This window comes from Pseudomonas sp. TUM22785, assembly GCF_028198105.1.
Classification (GTDB): Bacteria; Pseudomonadota; Gammaproteobacteria; order Pseudomonadales; family Pseudomonadaceae; genus Metapseudomonas; species Metapseudomonas solani.
The window spans coordinates 4,657,114-4,681,266 of record NZ_CP116239.1 but is presented as its reverse complement, the minus strand read 5'-3'; the positions used below and the strand labels follow the sequence as shown (position 1 = coordinate 4,681,266).

Below are 24,153 nucleotides of genomic sequence, written 5' to 3'. Positions count from 1 at the left end.
CGGCTGCTCTGGCATGCCGTCGGTACTTAGCTCTTAGCTTGCGTAGAGCTCGTCTTCCAGCTCATGGATGGCCTTGTTGTAGCCGGCCTTGCCGCCAAAGGCTTTCACCAACTCGATGGGTGCGCCAATCTGGATGAACGGGTCGAGCTGGAGGATTTTGATGTCCTCGATATGCTCGATGCCAGTGTCGGCGTATTTATCCAGCAGTGCTTCCAGCACCTGGCGGGCTGCGCCGGAATACTTGGCGAAGTAGTTGCGCTTTTTCACCTGCTCGGCGCGCTCGCGACGCGACAGGGCAGGTTGGTCGAAGGCGACGTGGCAGATCAGGTCGAACGGGTCGAGGGGCTGGCCGCGCTTGGCTTCGACTTCTTCTGCCAGTGCCTCCCACATCACGCCCTTGGCGGCGAGTTCGTCGATGATGGCCTTCTTCTGCTCGGCGTCCGTCCAGCGGCGCAGGAAATCGTCCAGCGAGGCGAACTGCTTCTTCACGCAGGCGCGGGTGTAGTCGCGCAGGGATTCGGTGATGAGCTTGCCGTCGGGTCCGTAGTACTGCACACGCTCGGCGATGACGTAGACCGGGACTCCTGCTACGACATATTTGATGTGTGGGCTTTGGCCACCACCACCTTCTCCAGGCCCTGCAGTAGTGGGGCCGTCTTCTTCGCTGCCCGGCTGCTCGGCGTCGCCACCCTCAGGCTCCTCGGGCGGTACAGGTGGCTCGTCTGGCCCCGGTTCGTAAATTACAACCGGATCGCCATCGAAGGCCGGGTCGGCGAACAGTTCGGTGGCCTTTTTGAAGTCCATGATGGTGAACCAGTACTTGCCGTAGTCCTCATTGATGCGGGTGCCGCGACCGATGATCTGCTTGAACTCGGTCATGGACCTAATGTGCTGGTCGAGCACGATCAGCTTGCAGGTCTGGGCATCGACGCCGGTCGTCATCAGCTTGCTGGTGGTGGCGATGACCGGGTAGCGCGCTTCCGGGTTGATGAAGTTATCCAGCTCGGCCTTGCCTTCCTGGTCATCGCCGGTGATGCGCATGACGTACTTGCGGTTCTCGGCCGCGCGCTCAGGGTTGAGGTTGACCAGGGCCTGGCGCATGCGCTCGGCATGGTCGATGTCGTCGCAGAAGACGATGGTCTTCTGGAACGGGTCAGTAGCCTTGAGGAACTCGGTGACCTTCTGTGCCACCAGTTGGGTGCGCGTCTCAATGACCAGGTTACGGTCCATGTCCTTGAGGTTGTAGATACGGTCTTCAATCAGCTCGCCATTCTTGTCGACCATACCCTTGGGCGGACGCCAGCCTTGCAGGTCCTTGTCGAAGTCGATGCGCACCACCTTGTAGGGCGCGAGGAAGCCATCTTCGATGCCCTGTTTCAGGGTGTAGCTGTAAACCGGCTCACCGAAGTAGGTGATGCTGGAAACCTCTCGGGTCTCTTTGGGCGTGGCGGTCAGGCCGATGTGGGTGGCGCCGGAGAAGTACTCCAGAATCTCGCGCCAGGCGGAGTCCTCCGCGGCGCTGCCCCGGTGGCATTCGTCGATCACCACCAGGTCGAAGAAATCCGGAGAGAACTGCTTGTAGATGTTCTTCTCTTCTTCGGCACCGGTGACGGCCTGGTACAGCGAGAGGTAGATCTCGTAGGACTTCTCGATCTGCCGTTTGGCGATCTTGGTCATCGCCTGGCCGAAGGGCTTGAAGTCGTTGTTCTTGGTCTGGTCGACGAGGATATTGCGGTCTGCGAGGAAGAGGATGCGTTTCTTCTGTTTCGACTTCCACAGCCGCCAGATGATCTGGAATGCCGTGTAGGTCTTGCCGGTGCCGGTGGCCATGACCAGTAGAACCCTGTCCTGCCCACGCGCGACCGCTTCGACCGTGCGGTTGATGGCGTTCATCTGGTAGTAACGTGGCATGCGCCCGGAGCCATCGTCGTAGTAGGGCGCGGCGACCTTGTGCTGGGCTTGGTCGTCCAACCCTTTCCATTGGCAGTAACGCTGCCAGAGCTCCTTCGGGCTGGGGAATTGGTCGAGGCTGAGTTCGGTTTCGACCTGGCTGCCAGTGCCGCTGCGGTCATGGAACAGAAAGCCATCGCCATTACTGGAGAACACAAAGGGCACATCGAGCGCCTCGGCATAATCCAAGGCTTGCTGCATACCGGAGCCAACAGAGTGCTTGTTGTCCTTGGCTTCGATTACGGCGATGGGCAGGTTCTTCTGGTAGCTGAGAATGTAGTCGGCGCGTTTGTGCTCGCCACGACTATGCAGTTTGCCCCGCACGATGATGCGGCCTTTGGTAAAGCCAAACTCTTCGAGCACTTGCTTGTGCATGTCCCAGCCTGCTTTCTGAATGGCTGGTGCGATGTACTTGCTGCAGATGTCGCGTTCAGAAAGCGATTTCTTGTCCATACCCCAAATTCCTTTTCAAGCCGGACTGGCCTCTCTACTTCCGCACTGCTGATCGTGCTTGATGGAGCGTAAATGTACCCTGTTTAGGGTTGTATGGGAGCGGGGAAAAGTGAGCGAAGATGGCAGATCCAAAGCCTGCGGTGAGCTTCATTACTGGCCGTTCCTCTGCGCAGTCTTTTGAGTAGCCGAACTGCATCATCCATGGGCATGAACACGCTTAGCTCTGTAAGCTTCGCCTCACTCACGCGTGATGGCCAAAGACCTTGTCGAGAAGAAACATCGTTTGCTCTTCATTACCACGGTGTTCGACAAGCTGATCCACAGTGGCTCGCGTACGTTATCTGCCCCGTTTGACCCACACAGCTACGCACGAGGAAAGGATGCCAATCAAAACCCAAATATGGACCGTTGGCGCTCAGCCCGAGCCCCTGAAAGGCGCGCAATTGGCCAGCGAACAGCTGTTGGAAGACATGATTGTCACCGCGCCCGCGTTGCTCTCCGAAGATTGGATGCTGATCGGCCGCCAGGAGAACACGGGCCATGGCGGGCGTATTGATCTGCTTGCCCTGGCGCCTGACGCTTCGCTGGTGCTTATCGAACTCAAACGTGATCGAACGCCCCGAGAGGTCGTGGCTCAGGCGCTGGATTACGCCGCTTGGGTCGAGCGGCTGGAAGCGGAAGACATCGCCGCCATCTACAAGCGCTTTTGTCCGGCTGGTGATCTGGCGGTCGATTTCTTCGTGCGCTTTGGTGTGCCCTTGGAAAGCGACTCGCTTAATCAAAGCCATCAAATTGTGATCGTTGCTGCTGAGCTGGATGCCAGCAGTGAACGAATCGTCGCTTACTTGAGCGAGCGTGATATCGCTATCAACGTTCTGTGCTTCCAGGTTTTCCAATGCGGGGAGCAGCAACTGATTAGCCGTGCTTGGCTGCTCGATCCGGCAGAGACTCCGCAAACCTCTGTAGTAGGTAAACCGGGTACTCCCAGCGAGCCCTGGAATGGCGAGCACTATTGTTCCTTTGGTGATTCGCGCAATCGGTCATGGCGGGAGGCGGTGCAGTTCGGCTTCATCAGCGGTGGGGGCGGAGCCTGGTATAGCAACAGCCTCAGAATGCTTGCCCCTGGTGATCGAGTCTGGGTGAACATTCCTCAGCAGGGCTACGTCGGGGTAGGGCTGGTTAGCGGTGTTGCCACACCCGCTGCGGATTTTCAGGTCCTGCATGAAGGGCGAGAGACGCCAATACTGGACGTGGTGACGGAGGCTAACTACCACCGAGATGTCGTCAATGATCTGGAACGTTGCGAGTACTTCGTGCCTGTAACCTGGACTCACACCGTTCCGCAGAGTGAGGCCGTGAAAGAGGTGGGTTTGTTCGGCAACCAGAACACTGTTTGCCGGCCAACTACGCCAAAATGGCGATGGACCATTGAGCGTTTGAAGGAGCGCTTTCACGTTACTTGACGGGTAGTCGGCCGTACAAAGCCTGCTTGGCGAAGGGGGAGTATCAGAACTTCCTAATCGCAAACCCCACCAACACCCGCCCACGCACCTCCACATCCGCCATCGGCACCGTGCGCGGGTTGTGGGTCGGGTTGTCCGCAATGAGTTCGAGCTGGTCTTGCCCCGCCAATTGCAGGCGGCGGATGAACAGGTGGCCGGCCCAGTTGATCAGGTAGAGGCCATCCCCGTTGAAGGTGCTCACGCCGCAGTCGACGATGACGGCGTCACGGTCGTTGAGGGTGTCGGCCATGCTGTTGTCCCAGAGGATGACAATGGCCAGTTGCTCTGCATTCGAGTACGCCGCAGCCCTTTCCTGCAGGAAGGCTTCATTGAGCGTCAGGCTGCTAATGGTCTCACTGTAATCAACCGGCCTTGGAGCGCTGGAGGGCGACTGATCGAAGTTGTAGTAGGGGACTGAAATCTCTTTACAGCCAACAGCGTCGGTTTGCTGGCTGGAGGCCCCTTTCAACTCTTCCAGCACGGCTTGAATGGCGTCTGCCGTGATGGGCGTTTCGAGCTTGCTGAATCTGGCCTGCGCGGTGGCTATCCAGGTCTGGATATTCACCGAAGCGCTGTCTCTGCGTGGCGGGGCGCCTGTGCCGGTCAGCAACCAGTCGATGGTGGTGTCGTACTTCCTGGCAATGGCGATGAGGTTGTCATTGCGCAGGTTTTCGGTGTTGCCGCTGTACCACCTGCGTACCGCTTCGTACGAGAGGCCACACGCGTCAGCAATATCCCTTTTTATCCGCCGTATATCGATATCCGGCTTCCGTGCCTGCACGAGTACGTCTAAACGGTCGGTAATTTTCATGCGGCGCAATCTACAAGAGCGCACAGCAATCAAGATTGTGTTTATTTCACAACTTTGATTGTATTTTTAGCTTCCTGTGTATTGAGAGGGAGCTCGATTGTATGAGCGTGCATCTCGCTGAGTGGGCCCACGAAATAACAGCCGTCCTGGCCCAACCCCCAGGCCAACCCCAACTCCAGGCCCTGACCCACTGGCTGCAACGCATCGCCCCGGTCGATCACTTCGCGCTGTTCCTCTATGAAGGCAGCCACGCGCCCCTGCCGCTGTTCCACACCTTTCCCGCCGAGCTGCGCACCACCTTCGTCAATGACTACCGCAGCGGCGTGCACATACTCGATCCGTTCTTCCTCGGTTGCCTGTTCGGTGAGCCGGACGGGCTCTACAGCATGCGCGCCCTGTCGCCGGACAGCTTCCGCTGCAACCACTACTTCCAGGCCTATTACCACCGCCTGGGGCTGAGCGAGGAGCTGGGCTACTTCACCACGCCGGCCTTGCATTGCCGGGCGGTGCTGTCGTTGATGCGCGGGGAGGGCGGGGCGGCGTTCACGGAGGAGGAGATGCGCCTGCTGCGGACTGCGCAACCGGTGGTGGCGCAGGTGGTGCGCCTGGCCTGGGAGGCGCGTGGCGAGCCGGCGGCGGATGCCGTGCTGCCCACCACCCATGTACGCACGGTGTTCAGCAGCTTCGGCGAGGAGTTGCTGACGCGGCGCGAGCACAAGATCGCCCAGCTGTTGCTGCAGGGGTATTCCAGCCAGCAGATTGCCGACCAGCTGCGCATCACCCGCGGCACGGTGAAGGTCCACCGGCGCAACCTGTACGACAAGCTGGAGATCGGCAGCCAGGCGGAGTTTTTCGGGTTGTTCGTGCGCGAGCTGATGGGGGCGGGGATGTTCAGCCGGCCGCAGCGCCGCAACCGTGCTCAGCAGCGCGTCGAAGGGTGATTGCAGTACGTGATGACCGCCCCCGTCGATGGGGGGCGGAGAGGCAATCCGCCAGAATCAGCCGGTTGCTGAAAGGAGGTTTCTCGATGCCAACGCCGTGTCTGCGAGCCAAAAGGGCCTACTACGCCAAGGCGCGCCAGTCCAATTACGCGGCCAGCCTGCGCCTGGCGGGTTTCGATACCTCACCTGCCGATGGCGAGCGCAAGCTGCCTTCCCGTGAGTCCGTGCTGAGTGCCTACCGCTCCGAGGTCTGACCGCGTCCTACACCCCCGCCTGCCCCTCTCTACCGCCCGCGCCATAGCGCCGTTTTTCTTCCCATTGCTAGCGTGGCCTTGCCCATTCCGGGCATCGCTTCGGGGAGAAGCCTCTATGCCTAGGTCCGTGCGTATCGCCGACATCATCGACGACAGCCCCCTTTCCTGGTTGCAGGTGCGGGTGCTGCTTCTGTGTTTCCTCATCATGCTGCTGGATGGTTTCGACACCGCCGTGATCGGCTACGTGGCGCCGGAGCTGATCACCCAGTGGGGCATCGACCGCAGCGAGCTGGCGCCGGCCTTCGGGGCAGGGCTGTTCGGGATGATGGTGGGGGCCATGGCCTGCGGGCCGCTGGCGGATCGCTTCGGGCGCAAGCGGGTGCTGCTGGGCGGCATCCTGGTGTTCGCCCTGGGCACGCTGATGGCGGCGCTCGCCACCTGGATGGGTGAGCTGGTGGTGCTGCGCTTCGTCACCGGCATCGGCCTGGGCGGGGTGCTGCCCAACTGCATCACCTTGTCGTCGGAGTACGCGCCCAAGCGGCGCCGCGTGCTGCTGGCCACCCTGAGCTATTCGGGCTTCGTGCTCGGCCTGGCCATGGGCGGCAGCGTGGCGGCCTGGCTGATGCCGAGCCTGGGCTGGCAGGGCATGCTCGCCCTCGGTGGCCTGGCGCCGCTGGTGCTGCTGCCGGTGCTGATGCGCTGGCTGCCGGAATCGCTGTACTTCCTGGTGGGCCGCAAGCGCCACCGCAAGGCGTTGCTGCGCCTGGTCACCGCCATCGGCGGCAGGGACAGCTGGCGCGGCGTGATCCTGGTGGGGGACCTGCCCGAGCAGCCGCGCTCGCCGGTGTCCGTCCTGTTCCAGCGGGAACGGGTGCTGCGCACGCTGATGCTGTGGCTGACCTTCTTCTGCGGGCTCTTCGTCTTCTACCTCCTGACCAACTGGCTGCCCACCATCCTCCGTTCCAGCGGCTACGGAGCGAGCGAGTCGGCGTATATCGCCTCGATGATTCCCATGGGCGGAGTGCTCGGCAGCATCGCCATGGCGCTGGTGCTGGACCGCATCGGGCCGCGTTGGGTTCTGCCGTTGCAGGCGGCGTTCTCGGCGCTGGCCCTGGCGCTGATCGGCACCCAGCTGGGCAGCGGCTCGCCGTTGCTGGCGATGGTGTTCATCGCCGGCTTCGGCCTCAGCGGCTTGCTGGCCAACCTCAGCATCGTCGCCGCCACCCTGTATCCCATCCATGCGCGGGCCACGGGGGTGAGCTGGGCGCTTTCGGCGGGGCGCGCCGGTTCCATCGTCGGCTCCATGCTCGGCGCCTGGCTGTTCGCGGTGGCGGGCAGCCTGGATGGCTTCTTCCTGTGGATCGCCACGCCCATGCTGCTGGCCAGCCTGGCCCTGCTGGTGATGGGCCTGCGCCGCGTCGAGCACCTGGCCGTGGCCGAGGGCTAGTTCCCGGGCGGTCGGCGTGTGCTTGTTGGCGCCGGCCGCTTTTTTCCATTACCGGTGCGAGTTCGCCCACTGCGCCGCCAGCGCAAATCTACCCCCTGCCGGTTAAGTCGCCCGCCAGCGGCTTGCTAGCGTGGCTTCCGGTGCGTTGCCACCCGCCGAGGCGGGGCGATGGCGTGCCATAGGGGGGCCGGGCGGCTGCCAGCTACCGGGCCCAGGCTGGTAATGCGTGAAGGAATCACCATGACTGCAGCAACGCTGTACATCGATGGCTGCTGGGTCGCGCCGACCCATCGCAACCGCTTCAGCAGCATCAACCCTGCTACCGAGATGAAGATCCAGCTCCTGGCGGCCGCCAGCCCCAAGGAGGTGGACAAGGCGGTGACCGCCGCGCGCTGCGCCTTCGAAGGCGACTGGGGGCGTACCCGGGGCAGCGAGCGGGCCGGCTTCCTGGAGGCGATGGCCAATGACCTGGAGCACCGTGCCGAGGAGCTGGCGCTGCTGGAGGTGCTCGACAACGGCAAGCCGCTGGCCGAGGCCGAGCGCGATGTGGCCGATGCCATCGCCTGCTTCCGCTATTACGCCGGGCTGGCCCGCGAGCTGGACGAACGCCAGGACCAGCCGCTGGAACTGGGCGACCCGCGCTTCAGCTGCCGTCTGCGCCACGAACCGGTGGGCGTGGCCGGGCTGATCACCCCCTGGAACTTCCCGTTGCTGATGGCCGCCTGGAAGGTCGCCCCGGCCCTGGCGGCGGGCGCCACCTGCGTGCTCAAGCCCTCGGAGCTCACCTCGCTCACCGCCCTGGAGCTGGGCCACACCGCCCATGCGGTGGGCCTGCCGCCAGGCGTGCTGAACATTGTGCCGGGCCTGGGCGGCGAGGCGGGGCAAGCCCTGGCCCTGCACCCGGAGGTGGACAAGCTGGCCTTCTCCGGCCGGCTGGTCACCGGCGCCAAGCTCATGGGCGGCGCAGCGGCGGACATCAAGCGGCTGACGCTGGAACTGGGCGGCAAATCCTCCCTCATCGTCTTCGATGACGCCGACCTCGACGCCGCCGTGGAATGGGCGCTGTACGGCATCTTCTGGAACCAGGGCCAGGTCAGCAGCGCCACCTCGCGCCTGCTGGTGCAGGAAGGCATCGCCGACCGCTTGCTGGAGCGGCTGGTGGAGGCGACCCGGGATATCTGCATCGGCCCGGGCACCGAGCCGGGTGTGCAGATGGGCCCGCTGGTCAGCGCTTCACGCTACAGCCAGGTGATGGACATCATCGCCCAGGGCAAGCAGGACGCGCGCCTGCTCACCGGCGGCCGGCGCCCACCAGGGTTGCTGTCTGGCTATTTCATCGAGCCCACCATCTTCGACGAGCCCCACACGGGCAGCCCGCTCTGGCGCCACGAACTGTTCGGGCCGGTGCTCAGCGTCAAGCGCTTCAAGACCGACGAGCAGGCGCTGGAGATGGCCAACGACAGCCTCTACGGCCTCGCCGCCGCGGTGATGAGCAGCGACCTCGACCGCGCCGACCGCATTGCCGGGCAACTGCGGGTGGGTGTGGTCTGGGTCAACTGCTCGCAACCCACCTTCGTCCAGGCGCCCTGGGGCGGCACCCGCCTCAGCGGCCTCGGCCGCGAGCTGGGCACCTGGGGGCTCGATAACTACCTGGAGGTGAAACAGGTCACGCAGTACCAGGCCGACGCGCCCTGGGGGTGGTACCAACGCTAGCGCGCCGGCCCGGTGCCGCCCAGGCCGCACCGGCCCTTGCCAGAGAACAACAACAACCTGTGCGTCGAGTTCGGCTCGACACAACCGGGAGGCATGCATGACCGAGAACACCCGCAAGGATTTCTTTCTCACCACCGCGAGCCTGATCGCCGTCTCCATCACCGTGGCCGGGCTGGCGCTTTTCCCGCTGGAGTCCGAGGCCTTCGCCAACCGCCTCTTCGAGTCATCCACCCGCACCTTCGGCACCCTGGTGCAGCTGTTCGTCTTCGCGTGCGGGGTGGCGGTGCTCTACCTGGCCTTCAGCAAGTACGGGCACATCCGCCTGGGCGCCGGCCGCCCGGAGTTCGGCAACACCACCTGGGTATTCATGTTCATCTGCGCGGGGCTGGGCTCCTCGACCCTCTACTGGGGCGTGATGGAGTGGGCCTACTACTACCAGACGCCGGGCCTGAACCTGACGCCCGGTTCCACGCAGGCGCTGGAGCACAGCGTCAGCTTCACGTTCTTCCACTGGGGCATCAGCGCCTGGGCGGTGTATGCGCTGTCATCCCTGGCGCTGGCCTACCACTTCCACGTGCGCAAGCGCAGCGGCCTGGGGCTGGCGTCCATCGTCGAGGCGGTGACCGGCTTCCGCGCCCAGGGGCCGGTGGGCCGGCTGGTGGACCTGGTGTTCCTGCTCACCATGTTCGGCGCCCTGACCGTGCCGCTCGCGGTCACCGCCGCCACGCTGACGCGGGGCCTGGCCAGCCTCACCGGCATCCCCGACACCTTCATCACCCAGGTGCTGGTCATCGGCCTGGTGGCGTTGGTGTTCTCCCTCAGCTCCTACGTCGGTATCGATGGCGGCATGCAGCGCCTGGCGCAGATGGTGGGCTTCGGCGTACTGGGCTTCGCCTGCCTGTTGCTGGTGATGGGGCCCACGCGCTTCATCCTCGACAACACCGCCAACGCCTTCGGCATCACCCTGCAGAACTTCGTGCGCATGAGCCTGTTCACCGACCCGGCGGGCGAGGGCGCCTTCACCCGCAACTGGACGGTGTTCTATTGGCTCTGGTGGGTGTCCTACGCGCCGGGGGTGGCGATGTTCGTCACCCGCGTTTCCCGTGGGCGCACGGTGCGCGAGGTGATCGCCGCGCTGGTGCTCGGCGGCACCGCCGGCTGCTGGTTCTTCTTCGGCGTGCTGGGCAGCTACAGCGTCCACCAGTTCGTCAGTGGTGCCATCGATGTGCCGGGCATCCTCGCCAGCCAGGGCGGCGAGGCGGCGGTGGAGCGGTTGCTCAATGCGCTGCCCCTGGGCAAGCTGTTCCTCGCGGCTTACCTGTTCCTCATGGCGGTGTTCTGCGCTTCGCACATGGACGCCGTCGCCTACGCCGTGGCCGCCACCAGCACCCGCAACCTGCGCGAGGGGCAGGACCCGGCGCCCACGCACCGCCTGTTCTGGTGCGTGATGCTGACGCTGATCCCGCTGGCGATGCTCTTCGCCAAGGCCTCCCTGCCCACCATGAAGACGGCGGTGGTGCTCACCGCCATTCCCTTCACGCTGATCCTGCTGGTGATGATCTGGGGGCTGTTCCGCTGGCTGCTGGAGGATTACGGCCAGGTGCCGGCCCAGCGCATTGCCGAGGAATCCCGTCGCCTGGCGCAAGCCGGTGACGACAAGGCCGGCGAGGCCGCCGCCATCGCCCCTGCACCCTGATCAACGCCATGACCCGAATCGGGGGCGGGCCTGGTTTGCTGCATTCCCCCGATCGCAATACCCACGAGAAGCTGCATACGCCCGGGCCGCGCCCGGCCATGCGCCACAGAGGAGTACCGATGATGAACAGCATCCAGAGACTGCCTGCCGACTTCTGCGCCGACCCCGAGGTCGCCCACACCCTGCCCGCCAGCTACTACACACACCAGGCGGTCTTCGAGTACGAGAAGGAGGCCATCCTCGCCCGCAGCTGGGTCTGCGTGGGGCACCGCAGCGAGTTGGCCGAGAACAACGCCTACGTTACCCGCGAGCTGATAGGCGAGAGCATCATCATCGTGCGCGGGCGGGACGCGGTGCTGCGCGCCTTCTACAACGTCTGCCCCCATCGCGGGCACCAGTTGCTGCAGGGCAGCGGCATGGCGAAGAACGTCATCACCTGCCCCTACCACGCCTGGGCCTTCCGCCTCGACGGCGAGCTGGCCCATGCGCGCAACTGCGCCGACGTGAAGGCGTTCGACAAAACCGCCTCCAGCCTGGTGCCGTTACGGGTGCAGGAGCATGCCGGCTTCATCTTCATCAACATGGACATGGATGCCGCCCCGGTGGAGGAGCAGCTGCCCGGCTTCGAAGCCGCCCTGCGCGATGCCTGCCCGGTGATCGACGAGTTGCACCTGGCCGCCCGCTTCATCACCGAGACGGAGGCCAACTGGAAATCCATCGTCGACAACTACATGGAGTGCTACCACTGCGGCCCGGCGCATCCGGGCTTCTCCGACTCGGTGGACGTCAACCGCTACACCCACAGCCTGCACGGCAACTGGACGCTGCAATACGGCGTGGCCAAGCCCTCGGAGCAGTCCTTCACGTTCGACGAATCAGTGCAGGACCCATCCTTCGCCGGCTTCTGGGCCTGGCCCTGCACCATGTTCAATGTGCCGCCGGGTGCGGACTTCATGACGGTGATCTACGAGTTGCCGGTGAGTGCCGAAATCACCCTGCAGCAGTACGAGATCTACTTCCTCAACAAGGAGCTCACCGCCGCACAGCGAGCGCTGATCGAGTGGTACCGCGACGTGTTCCGCCCGGAAGACCTGCGCCTGGTGGAGAGCGTGCAAAAGGGGCTGCGCTCCCGGGGCTACCGGGGGCAGGGGCGGATCATGACCGACCGCCAGCGCAGCGGGGAGAGCGAGCACGGCATCGCCCACTTCCACAACCTGATCGCCCAGGCGCACCAGGGGCGTTGATGGCGTGCGGCGCCGGCCCGGTGTGCCGGCGCCGCCTCGACTGGCAGGAGGTGGCAGATGACTCAGGATCTGGAGCGGATGGACGTGCGGGTGACCGATATCACCAGCATCACCCCGTTGGTGAAGCGCTTCACCCTCGCCCGTGACGATGGCAGGCCGCTGCCGGCCTTCACTGGCGGCAGCCACATCAACGTGCACATGGAAGGCGAGGCGGGGCAGCGCTACAGCAATGCCTATTCCCTGTTGGGTGCCCCGGCCGAGCACCAGCACTACCGCATCGGCGTGCAGCTGGAAGTGCAGGGCAACGGCGGCTCGGCCTTCATGCACCAGCGGGTGCAGGTTGGCAGCCGGTTGTGGATCAGCCCGCCCAACAACCTGTTCGCCCTGCACGCGGAAGCAGGCAGGCACCTGTTGATCGCCGGCGGCATCGGCATCACCCCCTTTCTCGCTCACCTGCACGAACTGCACGCCCGGGTCGCCGACTACGAGCTGCACTACGCCTTCCGCAATACCGAACGCGGTGCCTTTCTCGACGAGCTGGCCGAGGCCCGCCACGGCGGGCGCGTCCACCTCTACCCCGGCCACGAAGGCAAGCGCCTGGACCTGCCCGCGCTGGTGGCGCAGTTGCAGGCGCGCGATCACCTTTACGTCTGCGGCCCGCCGGCACTGATCGATGCCACCCTGGCCACCGCCCGTGCCGCCGGCATCGCCGAGGCACGCCTGCACTGGGAGCGCTTCAGCGCAGCCCCTCAAGTCGGCCATGCCTTCACCCTGGTGCTGGCCAGATCGGGTCGCGAGCTGCGCGTGGAGGCGGGCACCAGCATCCTTACCACCATCCAGCGAGCCCGCGCCGCGCCAGTGGAAAGCCTCTGCCGCGCCGGCATCTGCGGCAGTTGCGAAACCCGCATCCTCGAAGGCGAGGCCCTGCACCTCGACCAGTACCTCAGCGACGACGAAAAAGCCGCCCAGCGCACACTGATGCTGTGCGTCTCACGGGCCCTGGGCGAGCGCCTGGTGCTGGATCTTTAACGCCGCTTCTGGCGATAACAACAAGAGAGACGACGCAATGGAACTAGCTACCTTGCGCCGGGGGCTCAACGCCCGGCATATCCGCTTCATGGCCCTGGGTTCTGCCATCGGCACCGGGCTGTTCTACGGCTCGGCGGCGGCCATCCAGCGCGCCGGGCCCTCGGTGCTGCTGGCCTACCTCATCGCCGGCGCGGCGGTGTACCTGATGATGCGCGCCCTGGGCGAGATGGCGGTGCGCACGCCGGTGGCCGGCTCCTTCGGCCACTACGCCAGCCGCTACCTGGGGCGCTATTGGGGCTTTCTCACCGGCTGGACCTACGCCTTCTCGATGTTGATGGTGTGCCTCGCCGACGTGACCGCCTTCGGCATCTACATGGGCCTGTGGTTTCCGGAGACGCCGCGCTGGCTCTGGGTGCTGGGCATCGTCCTGGTCATCGCCGCCATCAACCTGTGCAGCGTGCGGGTGTTCGGCGAACTGGAGTTCTGGCTCTCGCTGCTCAAGGTGGTGGCCATCGTGGCGATGATCCTCGCCGGGCTGGCGGTGCTGGTCGCCGGCATCCCGCTGGGCGGCGCCGAAAGTGTGGCGGGCTTCGCCAACCTCTGGGCCCATGGCGGCTTCTTCCCCAATGGGCTGGAGGGGATGGTGGCGTCCTTCACCATCGTCATCTTCGCCTTCGGCGGCATCGAGGTGATCGGCCTCACCGCCGGCGAGGCGCAGAACCCGCAGCGGATGATCCCCAAGGCCATCAACACGGTGCCGCTGCGCATCCTGCTGTTCTACGTGCTCACCCTGCTGGTGCTCATGGCCATCTGGCCCTGGTCGCGTATCGGCAGCGAGGGCAGCCCCTTCGTGCAGATATTCAGCGGGCTGGGCATCGACTCGGCCGCCAGCATCCTCAACCTGGTGGTGATCTCGGCGGCCATCTCCGCCATCAACAGCGACATCTTCAGCACCGGGCGCATGCTCTATGGCATGGCCGGCAACGGCCAGGCGCCGGCCTCTTTCGGCAAGCTCTCGGCCGCCGGCGTGCCCTGGATGACGGTGCTGATGATGACCCTCGCGCTGTTGCTGGGCGTGCTGCTCAACTACCTGCTGCCCAACGAACTGTTCCTGCTGTTCGCCTCCCTGGTGACCTTTTCCGTGGTCTGGGTCTGGTTGATGATCCTGCTCTCCCAGGTCGCCATGCGCCGTGGCCTGGGGCGGGAGGAGGTAGCCGCCCTCGGCTTCCCGGTGCCGTTCTGGCCCTGGGGGCAATACTTCACCATCGCCTTCATGCTGTTCATTTTCGTGGTGCTGGCGTTGTTCCCCGACACCCGCACCGCCCTTTACATCGGTGCCGCCTGGCTGGTGCTGCTCAGCATCGCCTACCGTCTCTGGGGCCGGCCGGGTGGTGACGCCCGGCCTGCACCCGCCACGCCGGCAACGCCGCGCCGCCAAGGAGAGCCCGCATGACCTCGCATCCCTATGAGTTCGAACTGCCCCGCACGCTGATCGACGACTTCCACCGCGACGGCGCCATCTGCGTGCGCCAGTTGTTCACCCCGGAGGAAGTGGAGCTGCTGCAGCTGGGCATCGAGCGCAACCTCGCCACCCCCAGCGAGCGCGCCAAGGTCGCCAGCCGCGAAGACGACCCCGGCTGGTTCTTCGAGGACTTCTGCAACTGGCGGGAATTCGACGAGTACCGCCGCTTCATATTCGAAAGCCGTGTCGGCTCCGTGGCCGCGCAGCTGATGGGCGGCGGCAGCGCGCGCCTCTACCACGACCACCTGCTGGTCAAGGAACCCAACACCCGGCAACGCACCCCCTGGCACCAGGACCAGCCCTACTACAACGTCGAGGGCCGGCAGAACTGCAGCATGTGGATGCCCGTCGACCCGGTGGCCCGGGACGCCACCCTGGAGTTCGTCGCCGGCTCCCACCTGTGGCCCTGGCTCATGCCGCGCACCTTCCTCGACAACCAGGCCCGCTGGTTCCCCGAAGGCACCCTGGCCGACCTGCCCGATATCGAGGCGGATCGCGCCCGCTGGCCCATCCTCGGCTGGGCGCTGGAGCCGGGCGACGCGGTGTTCTTCCACATGCTCACCCTCCACGCCTCCGGCGGCGTAGGCGGTGAGCGCCGGCGCCGCGCCTACTCCCTGCGCTTTCTCGGTGACGACATGGTCCACGCGCCCCGGCCCTGGAAAACCTCCCCGGAATTCCCCGGCCTGGCGGACGAACTGCCCGCCGGCGCACCGATGGAGCACCGCTTGTTCCCGCAGCTCTGGCCGAGGGAGTGAAAGGGAGGGCGTAGGTTGGGCCGAGGTACGGGGCCCAACGCCCAACGCGCGGGGTTGAGCGTCGCAGTGGGGTAGTCCTGGGGATGTCGGGACAGCACGAGCAGCGCTCGGTCTGACGGCAGCAGTTGGGTCGCCTGAATGACGCCTTTATCGGTGCTTGATCGGGAGGTGTTGGTTCGCTTTGATCTTTCTATAAGTTAGGTATACGTTACATTCAGTATTGGTTGTTACGTATGTAGAACATGGATCATTCCCTTATCACGGCACGCCTGGGCGAGAAGATCCGGCAGTGCCGCCTCAATCGCGGGCTCACACAGGCCAGGCTGGCTGGGCTGGCAGGCATCACCCGGCAGAAGGTCATCGCTATCGAGAGAGGCGACTTGTCGGTTGGCATGGTGGCCTATGCGCGAGCGCTGGGAGCCATGGACTGTGAGTTCGCGCTGATACCTGCGGCCATGCCGACGCTGGACGAGATCCAGGGAGTGTTCGACTGATGACGGCCGTGCTGCGGGTGGCAACGCCAGAGGGCGAGAGCGGAAGGGTTCTCAGCTCCAACGGGGACTATCTGTTTCGCTACCACGAAGAGGCCAGGGCGCAGGCGTCGATCAGCCTGCTCATGCCTGTGCGTGTGGATGAATACCGCCACCGAGAACTGCACCCGATCTTCCAGATGAACCTGCCGGAAGGCTATGTCCTGGAACAATTGCGCAATCGCCTGGCCAAGATGGTGCGTGTCGATCCCATGTTGCTGCTGGCGCTTTCTGGCAGCAGCTCACCTATCGGGCGGGTGGCCGTCAGCTCGGATGAGGTCGATGCGCTCTTGCGGCGACAGCAGTTCCCGGGCGAAAGGCTGGAGGAAATCCTCGCTTGGGATGGTACGGAGGATATTTTTGCCAGCTTGGTGGACCGTTACATTTTGCGCGCCGGGATCTCGGGCGTGCAGCCGAAGGTGCTGGTTCCAGAGCAGTCGGACGCTGCTTCACAGCGGTTCACGTCGAAAACCTCCGAACTGATCATCAAGAGCGGTCGTGACGAGTTTCCTGGGCTGGCAATCAACGAGTTCCTTTGCATGTCCGTGGCCAGAGAGGCGGGGATTGCGGTGCCGGAGTTCTACCTGTCCGATAACACCCGGCTGTTCGTCATGCGCCGTTTCGATCGGGACGAGCAACTGGAGCCCATCGGCTTCGAAGACATGGCCGCGTTGATGGGCCTGGCTGCAGAGCAGAAGTACAGCAAGAGCTACTCGGCCATCGCCAAGGCCATCCGTCTGTTCTGCTCGCCGGAGCAGGTGCAGGGTTCGCTGGCGCAGTTGTTCGCGATGGTCAGCTTGAGCTGCATCGTCGGAAATGGTGATGCCCACCTCAAGAACTTCGGACTGCTGTATTCCGACCCTACGCAGCGTGATGCACGGCTGGCGCCGGCCTACGACATCGTCAATACCACGGCCTACATTCCAGAGGATGTATTGGCGCTGGATCTGGTCGGTAACAAGTCCCTGTTCGCCTCCAGACAGGGGTTGCTCGAGTTCGCCGGTGCGTGCGACGTAGCTCGGCCGGAAGAGGTCATTCGTGGGCAACTGGAAGCGTTGGAGCGTGTGTTGGCGCGTTCGACCGATCTGTGCGAGCGAGCGCCGAACGTGGCTGCCGCCATCCGCCTGAGTGCTGGGCCGTACATGCAAACCTTCGGCTAGATTGCGCCGGCGCAGCGATGAGGTACCGGTTGTCTCTGCGCTCTGGCGGAGGGGCTGAAGTGAAGGTGGAGTCGATTGGATCTAGGCACGAGGTCCAACGCCCGAGGTTGAGCCTTGCATCGACGTTTCGATAGGAACGTAGCCCGTGCTTCAGCGCGGGGGATCTCCCGGACTGAAGTCCGGGCTACGGGGAGCGGGTGGGGGTCAGACCGACGCCAGACGCGCCTTGGCTTCGGCGTATTCGCGCTTGAGCTGGGCGATGTATTCCCCGGCCTTCTGCACCTTGCCGATCGGGGCGATGCCCTGGCCGCAGCCCCAGATGTCCTTCCAGGCCTTGGCGTCGCCGCCGCCGAAATTCATCTTGCTCGGGTCGCTGTCGGCGAGGTTGTCCGGGTCCAGCCCGGCGGCCACGATCGAGGGCTTGAGGTAGTTGCCGTGCACCCCGGTGAAGAGGTTGCTGTAGACGATGTCATCGGACGAGCACTCGACGATGGCGCGCTTGTAGTTCTCGCTGGCGTTGGCTTCCTCGCAGGCGATGAAGGCCGAGCCGATGTAGGCGAAGTCGGCACCCATGGCCTGGGCGGCGAGGATGGCGCCGCCGGTGGCGATGGAACCGGAGAGGGCCAGGGGGCCGTCGAACCACTGGCGGATTTCCTGGATCAGCGCGAACGGGCTCTTCACCCCGGCATGGCCACCGGCGCCGGTGGCCACGGCGATCAGGCCGTCGGCGCCCTTGTCCACCGCCTTGTGGGCGAAGCCGTTGTTGATCACGTCGTGCAGCACCAAGCCGCCATAGGAGTGGGCGGCGGCGTAGATGTCTTCACGGGCGCCCAGGGAGGTGATGACGATGGGCACCTTGTACTTAACGCACAGCTCCATGTCGTGTTCCAGGCGGTCGTTGCTCTTGTGCACGATCTGGTTGATCGAGAAGGGCGCCGCCGGGTTGTCGGGGTTCGCGCGGTTGTAGGCGTCGAGCGTCTCGGTGATCTCCGCCAGCCAGTCCTCCAGCAGCGAGGCGGGGCGCGCGTTGAGCGCCGGCATGGAGCCGACCACGCCGGCCTTGCACTGTTCGATCACGAGTTTCGGGTTGCTGATGATGAACAGCGGCGAGCCGATGACGGGGAAGGGCAAGCGATCCAGCGGGGCGGGGAGCCGGGACATGTGAACTCCATCAGGTCCGTTAATGAGAAGTATGAAAAGTGCCTGCGCATCGGCGATGCTGCGTTGAAATCGGCCTCAGAATGCTCATTTACAAAACGTAAACTGCGCTTCTTCGGCCAATTCCGCCTTGCCTGACCTTCGCTCGGCAACTTTTCTTGCACGGTGTGGTGGCGCGCCCCTCCCGGTCAAGCACCGCTTCACGGTTCGGCATTAAGGCCACCCGAGTTGGCCGGAGTGCAATGGCCGCCTGGCCTCTTCAGGGGCGATACAACTGCAGCCGGCCGCTGTCGATCATCCAGCGGGTGAACTCCGCCAGCGGCACCTGGTAGCTGCACACCACCCGCACGTCATAGCCGGGGCGGTAGTTCTCGAAGTAGTAGCTGAGCACCAGCGCCAGGCCGTCTTCCGACAGGCTCAGGCCCTGCTCGCGGTACTGCAGTTCGTCGGCGTTGCGCTCGATGTCCTGGCGCAGCATCAGAGGGACCTGGCGCGGGTCGTTCATGGGTTACTCCGCCTGCGTCTTGCAGCCCAGCCACAGGCGGCTGCTGTCCACCTGGCCCGCCCGGCCCTCGGCCACCAACTGGGCGCGCTGCTCGGCGATGTACTCGCGCAGGGCGGCGTAATAGTCGGGGTGTTGCTCCAGCTGGTCGGTGAGGGGCAGGGCGGTGGCGCGTTGGTCCACCGTATCGCCGACCGATTGCGCGGTGTCGATGGCATCCACCGTGTCGCTGTTGCCGCTGCCGAAGGGCGAGAACATGAAGTTCGCCACGCGGCCCACGCTGTCGCGGCTGTTGGCCGAGCCCAGCAGCGGCCACTCGACGGTGGGGCCGTTGCCGATGCCCCAGACGCCGAAGGTCTGGCCGAAGTCCGCTTCGTGGTGCGGCAGGCCCATGCGCCCGGCGGTGTCGAACAGCCCGCCGACGCCGAGAATGGTGTTGAAGGTGAAGCGGCCCAGGGTGTTCATCGCCCGCTGGCCGTTGCCCTGCAGCAGGTCGTTCACCAGCACCTTGGGCTCGGCGAAGTTGGCGGCGAAGTTGTGCACGCCATCGCGCACCGGCTCCGGCAACCGTGCATAGCCCCGCGCCACGGGGGCCAGGGCGTAATCGTCGACCACCCGGTTGAAGCCGAACACCTTGCGGTTCAGCCCCTCGGCAGGGTCGCTCACACCTGGGGCCAGCGCCGCGCAGTCACCCAGGGTGGTCACCTGGCTGCTGCACCCCACCAGCGGCAACAGGCAGCCGCACAGCACCCCGATACGCATCCCGTTTTCGAATCTTTTCTGCATCACCGACATACCGCCTACCTCCCAATGAATGACGGCGAGGATGGCCTGGCGGCTTTGCTGGAAGATGTCCCGTTGATGCCGGCGCTGAAGGATTGTTGCCCGATTGAAATATATGACCGCCCGGCGCAAATGGTTTTAGATGAGCGACCCCAGCCAACCCGAACCGAGCATCGTGAACAGACTGTTGATCGTGGACGACGATGTGGAAATCCTCGCCCTGCTGAAAAAGTTCTTCCTGCAGCACTCCTACGAAGTGGAAGTCGCCACCGACGGCGCCGCCATGTGGGCCGCCATCGCCCGGCAGCGCCCGGACGTGATCGTGCTTGACGTGATGCTCCCTGGGCAGAGCGGCCTCAGCCTGTGCCAGCGGGTGCACGGCGAGCTGGGCATCCCCATCGTCATGCTCACCGCCATGGGCGAATTGAGCGACCGCATCATCGGCCTGGAACTGGGCGCCGACGACTACCTGACCAAGCCCTTCGACGCCCGTGAGCTGCTGGCCCGCGTGCGCGCCGTGCAGCGCCGCACCGGGGCCGCGGTGAAGGCTGGCGGCGACGAGGCGCGGCCGGTGATCGTTTTCGCCGGCTGGCAGCTGGACGTCGCCCGCCGCGAACTGCGCTCGCCCGATGGCGTGATGATCCCGCTCTCCGGCGGCGAGTTCGACCTGCTGCTGGTATTCCTCGAACACCCCGGACGCATCCTCAGCCGCGAGCAGCTGCTGGACCTCTGCCACGGCAATGCCCACGACGCCTTCGACCGCAGCATCGACGTGCAGGTCAGCCGCCTGCGCCGCAAGATCGAGCCCGACAGCAAGCGCCCGGACATCATCCGCACCGTGCGCAATGGCGGCTACCAGTTCAGCCCCGAGGTTAGCCGCCGATGAACTGGCCGCGCGGCAGCGACACCATTGCCCGCTGGATCGCCCTGACCATCGTCATGGCCATGCTCGCCTCATTGCTGCTCAACTGGCTGTTCGTCGAACTGGCCGGCGTCTGGGCGCAGCCCTCCCTGCTCCGCAGCGGGGTGCTGGAGCGGGCGGCCCTCGCCACCCAGATCATCGAAGCCGCGCCCGTGGCCCAGCGCCCGACACTGGCCCGGGCCGCCAGCGTGCCGAACTTCTCCGTGCGCTGGGTCGCCGGCCGGGACCAACTGACCCTGCCGCCGGACTTCGACGACGGCTTCCAGGACGGCAGCGGGCTGATCGAGAAACTGTTCGGCGAAACCCGGCACCTGGAAGCCTACGACCCCGAGGACTGGCCGCCGCCCAATGCTGATCGCCCCTACCAGTTGCTGGTGAAGCTGCATGACGGCAGCTGGCTGGAATTCTCCGCCCGCTACCGCAGCTGGGGCCTGGACCCGGAAGTCCGCCTGGGCATCATCGCCGCCCTGGCGCTGGTGGCCTCGCTGGCCGTGGCCTGGGTCGCCACCCGCCGCCTGGCCCGGCCCCTGGAAAGCTTCGCCCATGCCGCGCGGCGCTTCGGCAGCGACTTCCGCGCCCCGCCCATCGAGCCCCTTGGCCCGCGGGAAATCCGCCAGGCCATCCTCGCCTTCAACACCATGCAGGCGCAGATCCGCCACTTCGTCGCCGACCGCTCGCAGATGCTCGCCTCCATCTCCCACGACCTGCGCGCGCCGCTAACACGCATGCGCCTGCGCGGTGAATTCATCGACGACCCCGAGCAGCAGCGCAAGCTGTTCCGCGACGTGGACGAGATGCAGGGCATGATCAACGCCGCCCTCGACTTCTTCCGCGACGACGCGCGCCTGGAGCCCGCCACCCCCTTCGATCTCGCCGAGTTGCTGCAGACCTTGATCGACGACTACCGCGACCAGGGCATCGACATCCCCTACAGCGGCCCCACCAAGCTCGTCTACCTCGGCCGTCCGCTGGGGCTCAAGCGTGTCTTCACCAACCTGCTGGAGAACGCCCTGAAATACGCCAAGGCCCCGGCGATTGCGCTCCACACCGATCCGCGCGGCATCCTCATCGACGTCAGCGACCAGGGCCCCGGCATCCCCGAGCAGCACCTGGAACAGGTCTTCGAACCCTTCTACCGCCTCGAGCCCTCGCGCAACCCTGCATCCGGCGGCGTCGGCCTCGGCCTCTCCGCCGCCCGCGCCATCGCCCGCGAACACGGCGGCGAACTGCACCTGCACAACCGCCCCGAAGGCGGCCTGCGCGCGCGGGTGGAGTTGCCGTGGAATTGACGCGCTCCGGGGCTCGCTCTTGTAGGTTTCGCTGAGGCACGAAGCCCAACGAGCCAGGCCGAGCCTTGCGCCAGGCGCAGGATGAGTAGGGTGGATGACGCTCTTTTCATCCACCAGCGATGCCCTGTCTGACACTGGTGCCGGGCAATGCTCTGCATCGTTGGGCCTCGCTGCGCTCGGCGCCAACCTACGTGGGCGATGCCTATTTCTGTTGCGTTGCGCTGGGCATGATTTTGTCTGCGCAGAGTTTCAACAGCTCTTTTGTCATATCGGCCTTGCTGGCCTCCGGCAGGACTGCAGTCATTCGCGGCACGTTCTGCAGGCAGACGTCGAGTGCGGCACTACCCGCTACCAGCTTCTGAGCTTCCGAGATGTTCTGGGCTGCGACTCCAGTGGAGAACACCTTGCCGATTCGCACGTCGACGCCTGAGTTTTTCGTGGCGTTGGGATCGGTCGGTTCGCTTTTGGAACCGGCTTTTGAGTCCGAATTGAAGGAGCCGTAGACCGAGATGGCATCTCGCTTCTGGATATTCGCGAGCTTTTCGAGTGCTCCTTTGACTTTTGCTTCACTGCTAGAAACAGATTTTGCTGCGTCAATTTCGCTTTTCTGTGCTGCTTCGAGGCTCTGAGTCAGCGGGGTTACCTGCTTCTTCAAGTCGTCGGGCTTTTGATTTATTTGATCTTTGAGAATGATTCCATAACGCTCGCCAATCTCTTTGGCCGCACCGTCGGCGCATGTGGAGAGCCTCGTCAGGCCGCTGCTGATGCTCTCGTTACCCACAATTGGCTGGCAGCCATTTATTGGAGTAACAAGGTCATTGAGATCCTTCACCGAAACCAAAGCGTTCTCTGTAGATAACTTTGCTGCTTCGGCATTCTTTGTGGCGTCTTTTGCCTTGCTCAAGGCCGTTTGGGCCTCAAGAAACTTCTTCATATCTTCCGATTCATCTGCGGTCAGCAGTTTTGCTGCTGTATCCGCACTGGCTTGGCTCCCGTAGATGCCGTAGATCTCCTTGATGGCATACAGGTTTTCATTAAAGGGTTTTCCAGAACTGGCCGCATCCTTGAGCCCCGGATTCGAAACCGCTACCGGCGCATAGGCGGCATCCAGAATCTTCACCCCGACCACCGCCTCCAGCGTCTCCGGCTGCGTGGGCGCAATGCCGAGCTTCACCCCCACGACCTGCGCCGATGTATAGGCCAGTGGCGCCTGCTGCAGCGGCGCGCAGCCGCTGACGCTAATCAGGCTGATCAGCAATGTGCTCCCCAATGCTGTTGCGGATTTCAGTGATTGGCGCTTTGCATACATGGTCCGGCTCCTGGGTCTGGAAGGAAAAGTCGTTCTTGTTGGCGTTGCTGTTTATCGAGATGAGCAGGCATGCCGAGGCATCCTCGCGCTCGACGGTGACTTGTTCGAAGTCACCGAAGCCGAGGGACAGGGCTTTGTTCGAAGCGGCGATGCCGTACGAGCGCTGATGGACGTAGAGAGGTTTTTTGTCGGGGTCGATGCGGATGTAGGCGATGCCCGGGAGGTAGTGCGTCTCCACGGTGCCGGATTCGCCGACAACGTGGATGACGGTGCAGCCGGAACCCAGGGCAATGGCGTACAGGCCAGCGAACAGGCGCGTGCGGCCAGCGATGCGGAGCATGGCCTCCATTGCTTTCATGGTTCAGATTCCCTTCTGCCCTGTGCTCGTATTCGAATCGGTAGTGGATCGGCCGCCAGAGTCTGGGGCGAATCAGAGCGTAGCCATTAACTGGCCACTATCAAGCTGGTCTTAGGATCGGAGAGGGCCGCTCATTGGGTTTGGAGGCGAGGTGCAGGTGATCATGGCCAGGTGACCGATCAAGTAACCGACCATGTAACCGATCAAGTAAATCCAGGACCGCATCGTTGGGCCTCGCTGCACTCGGCGCCAACCTACGGGCAGCGGGGCCGCCGTGACCGTGCGGATTTCCTGCCACCTGTGCTCCACCTCACAGCCTCGCCAACCCGCTTCATGGCACCTCGACATCACTTCCCGCCCCGGTGTAAACATCCACTTTTCCAAGCGATGGAGTGACGGAAATGGATTTCACCGTGCGGGTGCAGGACTGCACGCTTCAGGGCTCCTTGCTCAACAGCCTGACGCTGACCTTGCCGGTGGAGACGCTGACCGCCCGCGAGCTGATCCGGCGCTACGTGCTGCAAGTGGTCGAGCAGCAGCAGGCGGTGCCCAACGCTCCGCGTTATCGCTTTTTCACCCCGGAAGCCGACGAGGCAAAGCTCAACGGCTACGACGAGCTGCCCCGACGCGTGATCGACGCCGAGCGCCAGTGCCAGCTGGCGATCTCCGCCTTCGAGAGAAACGGCTTCCTGCTGCTGGTGGATGAGCAGCAAGTGGATGAGCTCGACGAGCCGTTCCGCCTGTCCTCCATTTCCAACGTCCAGTTCCTGCGCCTGTTGCCCCTGGTGGGCGGCTGAGCCTTTCCCTTTTCACACGACATAAGGA

22 protein-coding genes are annotated in these 24,153 nt (G+C 64.3%); 15 read left to right on the top strand and 7 right to left on the bottom strand.

Annotated features, from left to right (window positions below):
• Window positions 1–33 precede the first annotated feature (33 nt).
• On the bottom strand, window positions 34–2,403 hold the full coding sequence (gene hsdR, locus PI990_RS21205) for an EcoAI/FtnUII family type I restriction enzme subunit R (RefSeq protein ID WP_271658377.1): 2,370 nt from the start codon (window positions 2,401–2,403) through the stop codon (window positions 34–36).
• Window positions 2,404–2,783: 380 nt separating this feature from the next.
• On the opposite strand from hsdR, the gene PI990_RS21200 reads away from it, so the two are divergent.
• Window positions 2,784–3,866 (top strand): endonuclease NucS domain-containing protein, encoded by a 1,083-nt coding sequence (locus PI990_RS21200; protein ID WP_271658376.1) that lies wholly within the window; start codon window positions 2,784–2,786, stop codon window positions 3,864–3,866.
• Window positions 3,867–3,909: 43 nt separating this feature from the next.
• Here the strand turns inward: PI990_RS21200 and PI990_RS21195 are convergent, their stop codons facing one another.
• Window positions 3,910–4,716, bottom strand: a complete 807-nt coding sequence (locus PI990_RS21195; RefSeq protein WP_271658375.1) for an XRE family transcriptional regulator — start codon at window positions 4,714–4,716, stop codon at window positions 3,910–3,912.
• A 101-nt stretch (window positions 4,717–4,817) separates the two neighbouring features.
• Between PI990_RS21195 and PI990_RS21190 the strand changes: the two genes are divergently transcribed.
• The 11 genes from PI990_RS21190 to PI990_RS21140 all read left to right on the top strand — a co-directional run bounded on the left by PI990_RS21190 (window position 4,818) and on the right by PI990_RS21140 (window position 17,007).
• Entirely contained in the window at window positions 4,818–5,657 is an 840-nt protein-coding gene (locus PI990_RS21190; protein WP_271658374.1) for a LuxR C-terminal-related transcriptional regulator, read from the top strand.
• An 86-nt stretch (window positions 5,658–5,743) separates the two neighbouring features.
• On the top strand, window positions 5,744–5,911 hold the full coding sequence (locus PI990_RS21185) for a YhfG family protein (protein ID WP_271658373.1): 168 nt from the start codon (window positions 5,744–5,746) through the stop codon (window positions 5,909–5,911).
• Window positions 5,912–6,026: 115 nt separating this feature from the next.
• Entirely contained in the window at window positions 6,027–7,358 is a 1,332-nt protein-coding gene (locus PI990_RS21180; protein ID WP_271658372.1) for an MFS transporter, read from the top strand.
• Window positions 7,359–7,598: 240 nt separating this feature from the next.
• Complete coding sequence (locus PI990_RS21175) at window positions 7,599–9,071, top strand: aldehyde dehydrogenase family protein (RefSeq protein ID WP_271658371.1); 1,473 nt, start codon at window positions 7,599–7,601, stop codon at window positions 9,069–9,071.
• 97 nt (window positions 9,072–9,168) lie between these two features.
• The gene (locus PI990_RS21170; protein WP_021219990.1) at window positions 9,169–10,767 is read left to right on the top strand and encodes a BCCT family transporter; all 1,599 of its coding nucleotides are present in this window, start codon (window positions 9,169–9,171) and stop codon (window positions 10,765–10,767) included.
• A 122-nt stretch (window positions 10,768–10,889) separates the two neighbouring features.
• On the top strand, window positions 10,890–12,011 hold the full coding sequence (locus PI990_RS21165; protein WP_271658370.1) for an aromatic ring-hydroxylating oxygenase subunit alpha: 1,122 nt from the start codon (window positions 10,890–10,892) through the stop codon (window positions 12,009–12,011).
• Window positions 12,012–12,068: 57 nt separating this feature from the next.
• Window positions 12,069–13,040, top strand: a complete 972-nt coding sequence (locus tag PI990_RS21160; RefSeq protein WP_271658369.1) for a PDR/VanB family oxidoreductase — start codon at window positions 12,069–12,071, stop codon at window positions 13,038–13,040.
• Between the two features lie 37 nt (window positions 13,041–13,077).
• On the top strand, window positions 13,078–14,493 hold the full coding sequence (locus tag PI990_RS21155; RefSeq protein WP_271658368.1) for an amino acid permease: 1,416 nt from the start codon (window positions 13,078–13,080) through the stop codon (window positions 14,491–14,493).
• Window positions 14,490–15,317, top strand: a complete 828-nt coding sequence (locus PI990_RS21150; RefSeq protein ID WP_271658367.1) for a phytanoyl-CoA dioxygenase family protein — start codon at window positions 14,490–14,492, stop codon at window positions 15,315–15,317. The genes PI990_RS21155 and PI990_RS21150 overlap by 4 nt, the downstream gene beginning before the upstream one ends.
• Window positions 15,318–15,559: 242 nt before the next feature.
• Entirely contained in the window at window positions 15,560–15,811 is a 252-nt protein-coding gene (locus tag PI990_RS21145) for a helix-turn-helix transcriptional regulator (RefSeq protein WP_184488060.1), read from the top strand.
• Window positions 15,811–17,007 carry a type II toxin-antitoxin system HipA family toxin gene (locus tag PI990_RS21140; RefSeq protein ID WP_271658366.1) on the top strand — a complete coding sequence of 399 codons (1,197 nt, stop codon included), beginning with the start codon at window positions 15,811–15,813 and terminating at the stop codon, window positions 17,005–17,007. The genes PI990_RS21145 and PI990_RS21140 overlap by 1 nt, the downstream gene beginning before the upstream one ends.
• A gap of 204 nt (window positions 17,008–17,211) precedes the next feature.
• Here the strand turns inward: PI990_RS21140 and PI990_RS21135 are convergent, their stop codons facing one another.
• The 3 genes from PI990_RS21135 to PI990_RS21125 all read right to left on the bottom strand — a co-directional run bounded on the left by PI990_RS21135 (window position 17,212) and on the right by PI990_RS21125 (window position 19,429).
• Window positions 17,212–18,168: an NAD(P)H-dependent flavin oxidoreductase gene (locus PI990_RS21135; RefSeq protein WP_271658365.1), complete on the bottom strand. Its 957-nt coding sequence runs from the start codon at window positions 18,166–18,168 to the stop codon at window positions 17,212–17,214.
• Between the two features lie 256 nt (window positions 18,169–18,424).
• The gene (locus PI990_RS21130) at window positions 18,425–18,670 is read right to left on the bottom strand and encodes a hypothetical protein (protein ID WP_271658364.1); all 246 of its coding nucleotides are present in this window, start codon (window positions 18,668–18,670) and stop codon (window positions 18,425–18,427) included.
• A 3-nt stretch (window positions 18,671–18,673) separates the two neighbouring features.
• Window positions 18,674–19,429, bottom strand: coding sequence for an MlaA family lipoprotein (locus PI990_RS21125; protein WP_442969348.1), 756 nt, complete (start codon window positions 19,427–19,429; stop codon window positions 18,674–18,676).
• A gap of 163 nt (window positions 19,430–19,592) precedes the next feature.
• On the opposite strand from PI990_RS21125, the gene PI990_RS21120 reads away from it, so the two are divergent.
• Together PI990_RS21120 and PI990_RS21115 are read left to right on the top strand one after the other, a co-directional pair.
• Entirely contained in the window at window positions 19,593–20,336 is a 744-nt protein-coding gene (locus PI990_RS21120) for a response regulator (protein WP_236205620.1), read from the top strand.
• Window positions 20,333–21,661, top strand: a complete 1,329-nt coding sequence (locus tag PI990_RS21115) for a sensor histidine kinase (RefSeq protein WP_271658362.1) — start codon at window positions 20,333–20,335, stop codon at window positions 21,659–21,661. Before PI990_RS21120 ends, PI990_RS21115 begins: the two co-directional genes overlap by 4 nt.
• Window positions 21,662–21,863: 202 nt before the next feature.
• On the opposite strand, the gene PI990_RS21110 is transcribed toward PI990_RS21115, so the two are convergent.
• Together PI990_RS21110 and PI990_RS21105 are read right to left on the bottom strand one after the other, a co-directional pair.
• Window positions 21,864–22,970, bottom strand: coding sequence for a hypothetical protein (locus PI990_RS21110; RefSeq protein ID WP_271658361.1), 1,107 nt, complete (start codon window positions 22,968–22,970; stop codon window positions 21,864–21,866).
• Window positions 22,900–23,328: a hypothetical protein gene (locus tag PI990_RS21105; RefSeq protein ID WP_271658360.1), complete on the bottom strand. Its 429-nt coding sequence runs from the start codon at window positions 23,326–23,328 to the stop codon at window positions 22,900–22,902. The genes PI990_RS21110 and PI990_RS21105 overlap by 71 nt, the downstream gene beginning before the upstream one ends.
• Window positions 23,329–23,729: 401 nt before the next feature.
• Here PI990_RS21105 and PI990_RS21100 point away from each other — a divergent pair, with 401 nt between their 5' ends.
• Complete coding sequence (locus tag PI990_RS21100; protein ID WP_021219963.1) at window positions 23,730–24,125, top strand: hypothetical protein; 396 nt, start codon at window positions 23,730–23,732, stop codon at window positions 24,123–24,125.
• The last annotated feature ends 28 nt before the right edge of the window (window positions 24,126–24,153 follow it).

What these genes read in the sequence shown, in the direction of transcription:
- PI990_RS21140 (WP_271658366.1), top strand. Translation starts at nt 15,811, where the DNA reads ATGACGGCCGTGCTGCGGGTGGCAACGCCAGAGGGCGAGAGCGGAAGG.
- PI990_RS21200 (WP_271658376.1), top strand. Translation starts at nt 2,784, where the DNA reads ATGCCAATCAAAACCCAAATATGGACCGTTGGCGCTCAGCCCGAGCCC.
- PI990_RS21185 (WP_271658373.1), top strand. Translation starts at nt 5,744, where the DNA reads ATGCCAACGCCGTGTCTGCGAGCCAAAAGGGCCTACTACGCCAAGGCG.
- PI990_RS21195 (WP_271658375.1), bottom strand. Translation starts at nt 4,716, where the DNA reads ATGAAAATTACCGACCGTTTAGACGTACTCGTGCAGGCACGGAAGCCG.
- PI990_RS21145 (WP_184488060.1), top strand. Translation starts at nt 15,560, where the DNA reads ATGGATCATTCCCTTATCACGGCACGCCTGGGCGAGAAGATCCGGCAG.
- PI990_RS21100 (WP_021219963.1), top strand. Translation starts at nt 23,730, where the DNA reads ATGGATTTCACCGTGCGGGTGCAGGACTGCACGCTTCAGGGCTCCTTG.
- PI990_RS21160 (WP_271658369.1), top strand. Translation starts at nt 12,069, where the DNA reads ATGACTCAGGATCTGGAGCGGATGGACGTGCGGGTGACCGATATCACC.
- PI990_RS21105 (WP_271658360.1), bottom strand. Translation starts at nt 23,328, where the DNA reads ATGAAAGCAATGGAGGCCATGCTCCGCATCGCTGGCCGCACGCGCCTG.
- PI990_RS21115 (WP_271658362.1), top strand. Translation starts at nt 20,333, where the DNA reads ATGAACTGGCCGCGCGGCAGCGACACCATTGCCCGCTGGATCGCCCTG.
- PI990_RS21190 (WP_271658374.1), top strand. Translation starts at nt 4,818, where the DNA reads ATGAGCGTGCATCTCGCTGAGTGGGCCCACGAAATAACAGCCGTCCTG.
- hsdR (WP_271658377.1), bottom strand. Translation starts at nt 2,403, where the DNA reads ATGGACAAGAAATCGCTTTCTGAACGCGACATCTGCAGCAAGTACATC.
- PI990_RS21165 (WP_271658370.1), top strand. Translation starts at nt 10,890, where the DNA reads ATGAACAGCATCCAGAGACTGCCTGCCGACTTCTGCGCCGACCCCGAG.
- PI990_RS21180 (WP_271658372.1), top strand. Translation starts at nt 6,027, where the DNA reads ATGCCTAGGTCCGTGCGTATCGCCGACATCATCGACGACAGCCCCCTT.
- PI990_RS21120 (WP_236205620.1), top strand. Translation starts at nt 19,593, where the DNA reads ATGAGCGACCCCAGCCAACCCGAACCGAGCATCGTGAACAGACTGTTG.
- PI990_RS21175 (WP_271658371.1), top strand. Translation starts at nt 7,599, where the DNA reads ATGACTGCAGCAACGCTGTACATCGATGGCTGCTGGGTCGCGCCGACC.
- PI990_RS21150 (WP_271658367.1), top strand. Translation starts at nt 14,490, where the DNA reads ATGACCTCGCATCCCTATGAGTTCGAACTGCCCCGCACGCTGATCGAC.
- PI990_RS21170 (WP_021219990.1), top strand. Translation starts at nt 9,169, where the DNA reads ATGACCGAGAACACCCGCAAGGATTTCTTTCTCACCACCGCGAGCCTG.
- PI990_RS21130 (WP_271658364.1), bottom strand. Translation starts at nt 18,670, where the DNA reads ATGAACGACCCGCGCCAGGTCCCTCTGATGCTGCGCCAGGACATCGAG.
- PI990_RS21135 (WP_271658365.1), bottom strand. Translation starts at nt 18,168, where the DNA reads ATGTCCCGGCTCCCCGCCCCGCTGGATCGCTTGCCCTTCCCCGTCATC.
- PI990_RS21110 (WP_271658361.1), bottom strand. Translation starts at nt 22,970, where the DNA reads ATGTATGCAAAGCGCCAATCACTGAAATCCGCAACAGCATTGGGGAGC.
- PI990_RS21155 (WP_271658368.1), top strand. Translation starts at nt 13,078, where the DNA reads ATGGAACTAGCTACCTTGCGCCGGGGGCTCAACGCCCGGCATATCCGC.
- PI990_RS21125 (WP_442969348.1), bottom strand. Translation starts at nt 19,429, where the DNA reads ATGCGTATCGGGGTGCTGTGCGGCTGCCTGTTGCCGCTGGTGGGGTGC.